Below are 10,655 nucleotides of genomic sequence, written 5' to 3'. Positions count from 1 at the left end.
CCCGCGCCCCCGACCCCCCGCACCATTGCCCGGCCGCCCGGTCCCGCCCGGCCGCGCGCGTCCGTCCGGCACCGGCGGCGGGGTCACCCCGCCGGTTCGGGCGCGGGCTTCATCACCTGGAACCGGGCGCCGAACGGGTCGCGGACGGACGCGAACCGCCCGTACGGCGAGTCGACCGGTTCCTGGTCGACGGCGCCGCCGCCCTCGCGCACCAGCCGGACGGCCTCGTCGGCGTCCGCGACGGCGAAGCACGACTGCCAGGACGCGCCGCCCGCGCCCGGCTCGCCCATCACGCCGCCGATGTAGCGGCCGTCCGGGCGCTTGAGGACCGTGTAGTCCATGCCGCCCGCCTCCTCGGCGGGCATCGCCTCGCCCTGATGCCCGAACACGGCGGCGTAGAAGTCGAGCGCGGCCTTCGGGTCCGGGGTGACGACCTCGTTCCAGACGAGCGAGCCCGGCTCGTTCACGTAGGCGGAGCCGATGTGCGCGCGGCCCTGCCACAGGCCGAACTGGGCGCCCTGCGGGTCGCGGACGATGGCCATCCTGCCGAGGTCCATGACGTCCATCGGGGGCTCCACCACCTCGCCGCCCGCGTCGGTGACCCGCGCGACGGTCGCGTCGCAGTCGTCGGCGGCGAAGTAGACGTCCCACCAGAAGTCGGCGGCGTTCTCGTCCGGGTTCTTCATGACCGCCGCGACGGACTCGCCGCGCAGCATGCACAGGTTGTAGTGACCGGTCTCCGCGCCGGTGTCCTGGAACTCCCAGCCGAAGATCGGACCGTAGAACGCCTTGGCCCGCTCGACGTCCGGCACCCCCAGGTCGATCCAGTTCGGCGTCCCCTCGGGCGCGTTGCTCGTGACGTGCGTCATTTCCGACTGCTCCTTGGTCATGGGCCGTCTCCGGCCCGGCGTCCCCGTCGCACGCTCTGACCCCTGCATCCTCCCCATACCCCGGTCGCGTTCGCTCGCGTGTTCGACAGGGCGACGGAAAAAGCATGGAACGGGGCGAGACGCGGTCACGTACACTGGACCGATGGTTTCGCTCCCGAACTGACAGGCCGTCCCGGCGCGCCCCGGTCACCGGACCGTGCGGCGCGCCGTTTCGTGCGCCTGCCCGTCGAACCGTCCCGTCCAGGGGAGCCCTGTCACTGTGATCATCGCGAAAGACATCGAGCTGCGCGCCGGGTCCCGGCTGCTGATCGAGTCCGCCTCGTTCCGGGTCAATCCCGGCGACCGGGTCGGGTTCGTGGGCCGCAACGGCGCCGGGAAGACGACCCTCACCAAGGTGCTGGCGGGGGAGGCGCTCCCCGCGCAGGGCGCCGTCACCTCCTCGGGCACCATCGGCTACCTCCCCCAGGACCCGCGCGGCGTCGACCTCGACGAGCTGGCCCGCGACCGCATCCTGTCGGCGCGCGGCCTGGACGAGATCGTCCGCGACCTGCGGGCCGCCGAGGAGGCCATGGCCACCGCCACCGGCGCCGCGCGGGACAAGGCGGTCCGCCGCTACGGGCGGCTGGAGGAGCGGCTGCACGTGCTCGGCGGCTACTCCGCCGAGTCCGAGGCCGCCTCGATCGCCTCCAGCCTCGGCCTGCCGGACCGGGTGCTCGGGCAGCCCCTCGGTACGCTGTCGGGCGGGCAGCGGCGGCGGGTGGAGCTCGCCCGGATCCTGTTCTCCGACGCCGACACCCTGCTGCTGGACGAGCCCACCAACCACCTGGACGCCGACTCCATCGTCTGGCTGCGCGACTTCCTGAAGTCGCACCAGGGCGGCCTCGTGGTCATCAGCCACGACGTGGAGCTGCTGGACGCCGTCGTGAACCGGGTGTTCCACCTGGACGCCAACCGCAGCGTCATCGACATCTACAACGTCGGCTGGAAGAAGTACCTCGACCAGCGGGAGACCGACGAGCGGCGCCGCAAGCGCGAGACGGCCAACGCGCAGCGGCAGGCGTCCGCGCTGCTGTCGCAGGCCGACAAGATGCGAGCGAAGGCCACGAAGGCCAAGGCGGCCCAGCAGATGGACCGCCGCGCCCGGCAGCTCCTGGCGGGCGTCGAGGGGGAGCGGCAGGCCGACAAGGTGGCCAAGATCCGCTTCCCGGACCCGGCGCCGTGCGGCAAAACCCCCCTCACCGCGACGGGTTTGTCGAAATCGTACGGATCTTTGGAGATTTTCACCGACGTCGACCTGGCGATCGACAAGGGCAGCCGCGTCGTCGTCCTCGGCCTGAACGGCGCGGGCAAGACGACGCTGCTGCGCCTGCTGGCGGGGGTGGACGAGGCCGACACCGGCACCGTCGAGGCCGGCCACGGGCTGCGGCTCGGCTACTACGCCCAGGAGCACGAGACGCTGGACGTCGACCGGTCGGTGCTGGAGAACATGCAGTCGGCCGCGCCCGGCATGGCGCCCGTCGAGGTCCGCAAGATCCTGGGCTCGTTCCTGTTCTCCGGCGACGACGTCGACAAGCCCGCGGGCGTCCTGTCCGGCGGCGAGAAGACCCGGCTGGCACTGGCGATGCTCGTGGTCTCCAGCGCGAACGTCCTGCTCCTGGACGAGCCCACCAACAACCTCGACCCGGCCAGCCGGGAGGAGATCCTCGCGGCGCTGCGGACGTTCGCCGGAGCCATCGTCCTGGTCACCCACGACGAGGGCGCGGTCGAGGCGCTCGCACCGGAAAGAGTGATCTTGCTCCCGGATGGTGTGGAGGACATCTGGAGTGACGAGTTTGCCGATCTGGTGACGCTCGCGTGACCTGCGCGGCATCTTCCGCAGATCTTTTCTCGCCGAGTGGGTAGCCGAACGGCCGGGAATGACTGATCATGGCGGGGGATAACGCAGCGGTCACCACATCACTACGGGAGGTACTCGTGGCCGAGACCCTGAAGAAGGGCACCCGCGTGACCGGTGCCGAGCGCGACAAGCTGGCGACGGACCTGAAGAAGAGGTACGAATCCGGCGAGAGCATCCGCGCCCTGGCAGCCGCCACCGGCCGCTCGTACGGCTTCATCCACCGGATTCTGACCGAGTCCGGCGTCAACCTTCGCGGTCGCGGCGGCGCGACCCGGGGCAAGAAGTCCTGACCGGACGCCGACCCCCGGAGCAGCGCCCCACCTGACCCGTTGCGGCCGCCTCGGCGCGACCGGCGCCGAGCGGAGGCAACGGGTCAGGCCCGGCCGCGACGGGGATCGTCCCCCCTGGACGGGACGCCCGGCGGGAACGCCCGGCGTCGACGCCCGGACGGAGACGCCCGGAGGGAGACGCCCGACCAGGCGCCGCGACCGACCGAGTAGGGTTCGGTCGCGGCGGGATCGGCATGGGCCCCGCCTCGTGGACGGCGAGGCGGGTCCGGTGCGCGGTGCACCGCCGCCGCAGGCGAGCCAGGCGCGGCCCTCGGGAGGCCGCCCACCAGGAGGGGGACACATGACGGACGTGCACGCGCGGCCGGAGGGGACCGCGGCGCCCGCCGCACCGGGCGAGGCCGAACTGGCCGAGGCCGGGCTGGCGCTGGAGATCGACGGGGCCGTCGCCACCATCACGCTCGACCGGCCCGAACGGCGCAACGCCATGACGTTCGCCACCTGGCGCGGCCTCGCCGCGATCGGCCGCTCCCTCCCCGCGGACGTCCGCGTCGTCGTCCTGCGCGGCGCGGGCCCGTGCTTCTCCGCCGGCATCGACCTGTCGATGTTCTCCGGGGACGGCGAGGGCTTCACCGACGGCTCCGACGCCGCTGCGACCGACCGGTTCATCGCCGAGCTGCAGGAGGGCTACACCTGGCTGCGGCGCCCCGACATCGTCACGGTCGCCGCCGTCCACGGGCACGCCATCGGCGGCGGCTTCCAGCTCGCCCTGGCCTGCGACATGAGGGTCGTCGCCGACGACGCCCGGTTCTGCATGAAGGAGCCCGCGCTCGGGCTCGTCCCCGACCTGACCGGCACGAAGCCGCTCGTGGAGATCGTCGGGATCGGCCGCGCGCTGGAACTGTGCCTGACCGCCCGCACCGTCGGCGCGGACGAGGCGGCCCGGCTGGGCCTCGCCGAGATCGTCGTCCCGGCGGACGGCCTGGACGCCGCGGTCGCCGACCTCGTCGCGTCCCTGCTCGCGGTGAACGCGGGCGCGGCGGTCGCGACCAAGCGGCTGCTGTGGGAGGCGGCCGAGAACACCCTCGAGGAGCAGTGCGCCGCCGAGCGGCGCGAGCAGATCGGCCGGCTCCGCGAGATCTTCGGCGCGAAGGGCTAGGACGCCCCGGACGCGGCAACGGACACGGTACGGACGCCGCACGGGCGCGGTACGGGCGCGGTACGGGCGCGCGTTTCGCCTACAGCTCAACCCGGAAGGGCCGCGGGATCCGTCGCGTTGTGATGCTTACTTGATTACTCGATGACGAGCGCGCGCCCGTCCGGCGGGCGCGCGCCGACCCTCGGAGGCGCGTGTGGGCATGCCGGGAACGCCGGGCAACGGCTGGCAGGTGATGGCCTCGTTCCGCCGGGACAGCTCGGTCACCCGGCAGAAGCTCAAGCCCGGCACCGTGAAGCGGATCGTCGGCTACGCGCGCCCGTACGTCCGCGAACTGTCGCTGTTCCTCGCCCTCAACACGTTCGCCTCGTTCATCGTGGTCGCCAACCCGCTGCTGCTGAAGGCGATCATCGACCGGGGGATCGTGCCGGGCCGGCAGTCCGTGGTGATCTGGCTGGCCGTCGGCGTCGCCGCGCTCGCGCTGGTGGAGGCCGTCCTCGGGCTGGTGCAGCGCTGGTACTCGGCGCGGGTCGGCGAGGGACTCATCTACGACCTGCGCTCGCAGGTGTTCGCGCACGTCCAGCGCCAGCCCGTCGCGTTCTTCATGCGGGCGCAGACGGGCTCGCTGGTCAGCCGGCTGAACAACGACGTCATCGGCGCGCAGCGGGCGCTGACCACCACGCTGTCGTCGGTCGTGTCGAACGTGATCAGCCTGGTGCTGGTGCTCGTCACGATGCTGATCCTGTCGTGGCAGGTCACGCTGATCGCGCTGCTGCTGCTCCCGGTGTTCGTCCTGCCGGCCAAGTGGGTCGGCAAGCGGCTGCAGCGGGTCAGCCGCGAGCAGATGAAGCTGGACGCCGAGATGAGCTCGCTCATGACCGAGCGGTTCAACGTCGCGGGCGCGATGCTGACGAAGCTGTACGGGCGCCCGTCCGAGGAGGAGGAGAACTTCTCCGGCCGGGCCGCGCGGGTCCGCGACGTCGGCGTGGTCGCCGCCATGTACGGCCGGGTGTTCTTCACCGCGCTGACGCTCGTCGCCGCGCTCGCCACCGCCATGGTCTACGGCGTCGGCGGCTCCCTGGTCGTGGGCGACGCCCTGGAGCTCGGCACGCTCGTCGCGCTCGCCACCCTGCTCACCCGCATGTACGGGCCGCTGACCGCGCTGTCGAACGTCCACGTGGACGTCATGACCGCGCTGGTGAGCTTCGACCGGGTCTTCGAGGTGCTGGACCTCGAGCCGCTCATCCGCGACCGCAAGGACGCGCGGGACCTGGCCGAGGCCCGGCGGGCGCCGTCCGGCCCGGACGGCGCGGACGCCCCGCAGGCCGCCCCCGCCGCGCCCGCGATCGAGTTCGACCACGTGCGGTTCGCGTACCCGTCGGCGGAGGAGGTGTCCCTGGCGTCGCTCGAGTCGATCGCCCGCGCCGACTCCGCCCCCGGCCGCGAGGTGCTGCACGACGTCCACTTCACCGCGCGCCCCGGCCAGCTCGTGGCGCTCGTCGGCCCGTCCGGCGCGGGCAAGTCGACGATCACGCACCTGGTGTCCCGGCTGTACGACGTGTCGGGCGGCGCCGTGCGGATCGGGGGCGCGGACGTCCGCGACGTGACGCTGGAGTCGCTGCGCGCGGAGATCGGCGTGGTCAGCCAGGACGCCCACCTGTTCCACGACTCGATCCGTGAGAACATGCGCTACGCCCGTCCGGACGCCACGGACGAGGAGATCCACGAGGCGCTCAAGGCGGCGCACATCGGCGACCTGGTCGACCAGATGCCCGAGGGGCTGGACACCGTCGTGGGCGACCGCGGCTACCGGCTGTCGGGCGGGGAGAAGCAGCGGCTGGCGCTGGCGCGGCTGCTGCTCAAGGCGCCGTCGGTGGTCGTGCTGGACGAGGCGACCGCGCACCTGGACTCGGAGTCGGAGGCGGCGGTGCAGCGGGCCCTGGCGACCGCCCTCGCCGGGCGCACCTCGCTGGTGATCGCGCACCGGCTGTCGACCGTCCGGGAGGCCGACCAGATCCTGGTCATCGACGGCGGCCGCGTCGCCGAGCGCGGGCGGCACGAGGAGCTGCTGCTGCGCGGCGGCCTGTACGCCGAGCTGTACCGCACCCAGTTCGCCCGACAGGGCGACGGCGACGGCGACGTCGGCGCCGGGGACGGTGAAGGCGAGGACGACGTGATCGAGCGGGAGGCCGCCGACGAGCCGCCGCCGACCGCCGAGTGGCGGCCGGGCGCCGCGGCGGATCGGGCGGCGGATCAGGCGTCGGAGGCGAGCCGGTAGCCGAGCCGGCCCAGCTCGATCCCCGCGATCTTCTCGACCTGGGCGGCCTGCCGGGACGTCAGCCGCTCGCGCCACGACCCGACCCCGTGCGCGTCGCCGGTCCGGCCGCCCGCCGCGGCGCGGACGAGCCCGCCCAGCGCCGTCCGGGAGATCTCGGCGTCCAGGTAGCCGGACAGGTCGGCGGCGAGCTTGCGCGGCCGGGCGGCCAGGTCCTCGTAGCGGACGGTGAACAGCTGCTCCTCGGGGACCTGGCGGCGCAGCTTCGCGCTCAGCCGCACCGCGCCGCGCCAGCGCAGCGCGCACTTCACGGCGGTCGCCGCGCGCGGCCAGCGGCTGCGCTCGGTGTGGTCCTCGACGCCGAAGAACGCGTTCGGGAAGACGGTGTCGAGGTTGGCGAGTCCCGGCTGGAACCAGGCGAGGCAGCGCTCGTCCTCGAGCATGTCGGCGACGGCGTCCCGGCCGTCCCGGATCACCTGGACGAGCTGCGCGTCGGGGAACGCGTCGAGCAGCACGTCGGCGCTGTAGATCAGGTCGGGGGAGGCGTCGGCGAACCGGGCGATGCCGCGCGCGTCGACGCACGTACCGTCTCCGGCGGGCGCGGAGGCGTCGTCGGCGGGCGGGAGCCCGCCGAGGTCGCGGCATTCGGCCGTGCACTCGCCGCACGCCCGCGCCGACACCTGCCACGCCTGCGCGTAGGCGTCGCGCAGCACCCGGGCGGCGCCGCGCTCCCGCTCGTCGGCGATCGCGGGCCGCCGCGCGAAGGCGTAGGTCACGCGCAGCACCTCGGGGCGGCCGGTCGTCAGGTGGAACTCCGGTGACCTTTTGATCGCACGCGCCAGCAGGTCCGTGCCCGAGTGCGGGGCGCCCAGGACGAACACGGGGCGGCGGACCTTGGTGCCGTTGATCACCAAGATGTGCGGCGTCGACCTCATACGGAGCCAAGTTTGTCACCTTTTGCGGGGTGGACGGTCCGTGACCCTCCGTAGGGCGCGTCCGATACACATCCGTTAAACAGTGATAGGAGCGGATCGCGTTCTAGCCTGGAGGAATGGACGAACCAGAGACGCTCGCCGGCCTCCTGCCGACGGTCGGGGCCATCACGGTCCTGACCGGCGCGGGAATCTCGACCGACAGCGGGATCCCCGACTTCCGCGGGCCGCAGGGCGTCTGGACCAAGGACCCGACGGCCGAGGCGATGTCCACGATCGGCTCCTACCTCGCCGACCCGGACGTGCGGCGCCGCGCCTGGCGGTCCCGCCGCGACCACCCCGCCTGGGACGCCGAGCCGAACGCCGCCCACGCGGCCCTGGTCGAGCTCGAACGGGCGGGACGGCTGCGCGCCCTCATCACGCAGAACATCGACGGGCTGCACCAGCGGGCCGGGTCGGGCTCCGGCACGGTCATCGAGATCCACGGGACCATGCGCGACGCGGTCTGCCTGGCCTGCGGGCTGCGCACCCCGATGCCCGAGATCCTCGCGCGGGTCGACGCGGGCGAGGAGGACCCGCCGTGCGCCGACTGCGGCGGCGTCCAGAAGTCGGCGACGATCTCCTTCGGGCAGGCGCTCGAGCGGGACGTCCTGGACGCGGCGATCACCGCCGCGCGCGAGTGCGACCTGTTCCTGGCCGTCGGGACGTCGCTGACCGTGCAGCCCGCGGCGAGCCTGTGCCTGGAAGCGGTGGAGCGCGGCGCCCGGCTGGTGATCATCAACGCGTCGGAGACGCCGTACGATGGGCTGGCCGACGCGGTCCTGCGGCTGCCGATCGGGGAGGCCCTGCCGAAACTGGCGGGCCTGGTGCTCGGCACCGTCCGCTGACCGCCGCGCCGCCGCCCGGCGGGCGCGGGGCAGCGCCCGGAGGCCCTCGCGCGACCGCTACAGTGACCGGGCGGTCGCCGTGTTCGGGCGCGCGCCGGGCGCCGCCGGCGACGTCCCGGCGGGATCCGGCCGCGGATCCGTTGGCGGGTCGTGACCGGCGGCCTCTTCCGCCGGCGTCCGGATCCTGACAAGCTCTATCCGTCGGGTGCTGAGGAGGGATCGGGTTGATGAGCGGGGGCGCCCGCGCGGAGGCGGCACAGGAGCCGTCCGACGCGCCCTCCGGGGAACCGTCCGTACCGCGGGCGGAAATGCGAAATGTCCGTGCTTACAGGCGTTTGCTCCCTGGTGACCGGGTTGTCGTGGTAGCCCCGAGCGGTCCCGTCGAGCCCGCCCGCCTCGCGGCCGGCGACGCGGCGCTGCGCGATCTCGGTCTTGACGTGACGGTCGGGAAGCACGCCCTCGACCGTGTCAACCTCGACGGTTCCGCGCCCGCCCGCGACGCCCGGCGCGGGCTCGCCGGCGGCGACGCCGAACGGGCCGCCGACCTGGCGGACGCCTGGTGCGACCCGAGCGTGCGCGCCGTGATCTGCGCGCGCGGCGGCTACGGCGCCACCCGCGTCCTCGACCTGCTCGACTGGGCCGCGCTCGCCGCCGCGACCGAGGCCGACGTCGCCGCCGCGGGCGCACCGAAGATCCTGCACGGGTCGAGCGACGTCACCGCCCTGCACGTCGCGTTCGGCGCCCGCCTGGGCGTCACCACGTCCTTCGGCCCGATGGCGGCCGGGCTCCTCGCGGGCCCCGACACGGCGGCGTCCGGGACGGACGACGACCGCGCCTGGTCGATCGACGCGCTCCGCGGCGCGCTGTTCGGCGGCGGCGCCGCACTGCCCGGCGCCCGCGCGCTGCGCCCCGGACGCGCGGAAGGCCCCCTCACCGGCGGCACCCTCTCCCTCCTGACGGCCCTGCTGGGCACCCCGTACGCGCCGCCGCCCGCCGCGGGCCGCATCGCGTTCCTCGAGGACGTCACCGAGGCCCCCTACCGGATCGACAGGATGCTCGTGCAACTGCTGCAGGCGGGTTGGTTCGACGGCGTCGCCGGGATCGCCCTCGGCTCCTTTGACCGGTGCGGCGACCCGGACGAGCTCGACGCCGTGTCCACCGCGCGCCTCGGCGGTCTCGGCGTGCCCGTCCTGGCGGGCGTCCCCGCCGGGCATGGAGCGCGCCAGGGCACGCTCGAGCTCGGCGCCCCGGCCGTCCTCGACGCCGACCGGCGCACCCTGACGGCGGGAGGCGCCCGATGAGCGGCCGGCACGCGGGCGGAGACGCCTGGGACGACGGCACCCTCGAATCGCTGCTGGTCCTGGTGGCCGAGAGCCTCGGTTACGCGTGCCGTCCCGCGCCCGGCGACATCATGCTGCTGGAGGGCCCGCAGCGCCTGCACGTCAACATGCGGGACGTCCGGCAGGTCGCCCGGCGGGTGCCGCGCGACGACTGGCCCGCCCTGGTCTCCGACCACGTCACCACCGTCGTCACCGCGACCGAGGAGCCGCTCGACCTCAGCGACTTCGACCTCGCCCAGCACCTGCTGCGGACCCGGATCTACCCGGCCGAGAACGACAACGGCACCCTCGCCGCCCGCCCCTTCGCGCCCGGCCTCATCGAGGCCGTCGTCGTCGACACCCCCACCACGATGCGGACGGTCACCACCGCGGAGATGCGGGGCTGGCCCGTCTCCGGGGACGCCCTGTTCATGATCGGACGCGCCAACGTGCGGGCGGACGGGCCGCTGCAGGTCGTCGAGCAGGACCTGCGCGGCGTCCGGGTGTCGGTGCTGCGCGGCTGGACGTTCTACGCCGTCACGCACCTGGCGTGGCTGGAGGAGTACCTGCCGATCGGCCCCTACGGCGCGCTCGTCATCGCCCCGAACCGCAGCCTCATCGTCGCCCACCCGCTGCGCATGACCGAGGGCTCCCCGCGCGCCCGCTACCGCGCCGCCGTGGCCGCCGCCGAGGAACTGCGGGCGCAGGCGTACCGCGCCTACCACGAGGGCCCGGGGTCGCTCAGCCCGCAGCTCTACTGGTGGCGCGCGGGCGAGTTGACGTACCTGCACACGCGATACGAGAACGGCGTGCTCGTCCTCCCGGAGGAGTTCGCGGCCGTCCTGGCCACACTCGCCGCCGAGCACTGACCACCACCCCTGCAGAGGCCCCGCCCGGGCCGCGCCCACCGCGGGCCGTCGACCCGGCTCAGAACGCCCGCAGGGCTTCGAGGGCGACGATCGTCGCGGAGCGGGTGCGCAGCCGCACGGACGCGCGCTCGCCGATGATGTCG

The 10,655-nt window shown here is 73.9% G+C and carries 9 protein-coding genes; 7 read left to right on the top strand and 2 right to left on the bottom strand.

The genetic code is table 11. The features are described from left to right. Positions 1 to 83 precede the first annotated feature (83 nt). Positions 84 to 869: a VOC family protein gene (locus AB0L25_RS40575; RefSeq protein ID WP_500178935.1), complete on the bottom strand. Its 786-nt coding sequence runs from the start codon at positions 867 to 869 to the stop codon at positions 84 to 86. Between the two features lie 280 nt (positions 870 to 1,149). On the opposite strand from AB0L25_RS40575, the gene AB0L25_RS40570 reads away from it, so the two are divergent. From AB0L25_RS40570 to AB0L25_RS40555, 4 genes are all read left to right on the top strand, one after another. Then, positions 1,150 to 2,748, top strand: coding sequence for an ABC-F family ATP-binding cassette domain-containing protein (locus tag AB0L25_RS40570; RefSeq protein ID WP_500178934.1), 1,599 nt, complete (start codon positions 1,150 to 1,152; stop codon positions 2,746 to 2,748). A gap of 116 nt (positions 2,749 to 2,864) precedes the next feature. Further along, entirely contained in the window at positions 2,865 to 3,077 is a 213-nt protein-coding gene (locus AB0L25_RS40565) for a helix-turn-helix domain-containing protein (RefSeq protein ID WP_026406019.1), read from the top strand. Positions 3,078 to 3,417: 340 nt separating this feature from the next. Continuing rightward, positions 3,418 to 4,233: an enoyl-CoA hydratase/isomerase family protein gene (locus AB0L25_RS40560; protein ID WP_500178933.1), complete on the top strand. Its 816-nt coding sequence runs from the start codon at positions 3,418 to 3,420 to the stop codon at positions 4,231 to 4,233. 199 nt (positions 4,234 to 4,432) lie between these two features. Continuing rightward, positions 4,433 to 6,508, top strand: coding sequence for an ABC transporter ATP-binding protein (locus AB0L25_RS40555; RefSeq protein WP_500178931.1), 2,076 nt, complete (start codon positions 4,433 to 4,435; stop codon positions 6,506 to 6,508). Here the strand turns inward: AB0L25_RS40555 and AB0L25_RS40550 are convergent. Beyond that, positions 6,484 to 7,440, bottom strand: coding sequence for a sulfotransferase family protein (locus AB0L25_RS40550; RefSeq protein ID WP_500178930.1), 957 nt, complete (start codon positions 7,438 to 7,440; stop codon positions 6,484 to 6,486). The two genes, AB0L25_RS40555 and AB0L25_RS40550, sit on opposite strands and share 25 nt — an antisense overlap. A 116-nt stretch (positions 7,441 to 7,556) precedes the next feature. Here AB0L25_RS40550 and AB0L25_RS40545 point away from each other — a divergent pair, with 116 nt between their 5' ends. The 3 genes from AB0L25_RS40545 to AB0L25_RS40535 all read left to right on the top strand — a co-directional run bounded on the left by AB0L25_RS40545 (position 7,557) and on the right by AB0L25_RS40535 (position 10,512). Then, positions 7,557 to 8,324: an SIR2 family NAD-dependent protein deacylase gene (locus AB0L25_RS40545; protein WP_500178928.1), complete on the top strand. Its 768-nt coding sequence runs from the start codon at positions 7,557 to 7,559 to the stop codon at positions 8,322 to 8,324. Positions 8,325 to 8,683: 359 nt separating this feature from the next. Beyond that, positions 8,684 to 9,625: a S66 peptidase family protein gene (locus tag AB0L25_RS40540; protein ID WP_500178927.1), complete on the top strand. Its 942-nt coding sequence runs from the start codon at positions 8,684 to 8,686 to the stop codon at positions 9,623 to 9,625. Continuing rightward, on the top strand, positions 9,622 to 10,512 hold the full coding sequence (locus AB0L25_RS40535) for a hypothetical protein (RefSeq protein WP_500178926.1): 891 nt from the start codon (positions 9,622 to 9,624) through the stop codon (positions 10,510 to 10,512). The genes AB0L25_RS40540 and AB0L25_RS40535 overlap by 4 nt, the downstream gene beginning before the upstream one ends. Positions 10,513 to 10,655: the final 143 nt, after the last annotated feature.

Origin of the sequence: Spirillospora sp. NPDC052242, from assembly GCF_040679555.1 — a bacterium.
GTDB lineage: Bacteria > Actinomycetota > Actinomycetes > Streptosporangiales > Streptosporangiaceae > Spirillospora.
The sequence above is the reverse complement of the archived record's forward strand: the minus strand, read 5'-3'. Positions and strand labels throughout refer to the sequence as shown.

What these genes read in the sequence shown, in the direction of transcription:
- AB0L25_RS40550 (WP_500178930.1), bottom strand. Translation starts at nt 7,440, where the DNA reads ATGAGGTCGACGCCGCACATCTTGGTGATCAACGGCACCAAGGTCCGC.
- AB0L25_RS40555 (WP_500178931.1), top strand. Translation starts at nt 4,433, where the DNA reads ATGCCGGGAACGCCGGGCAACGGCTGGCAGGTGATGGCCTCGTTCCGC.
- AB0L25_RS40575 (WP_500178935.1), bottom strand. Translation starts at nt 869, where the DNA reads ATGACGCACGTCACGAGCAACGCGCCCGAGGGGACGCCGAACTGGATC.
- AB0L25_RS40560 (WP_500178933.1), top strand. Translation starts at nt 3,418, where the DNA reads ATGACGGACGTGCACGCGCGGCCGGAGGGGACCGCGGCGCCCGCCGCA.
- AB0L25_RS40535 (WP_500178926.1), top strand. Translation starts at nt 9,622, where the DNA reads ATGAGCGGCCGGCACGCGGGCGGAGACGCCTGGGACGACGGCACCCTC.
- AB0L25_RS40545 (WP_500178928.1), top strand. Translation starts at nt 7,557, where the DNA reads ATGGACGAACCAGAGACGCTCGCCGGCCTCCTGCCGACGGTCGGGGCC.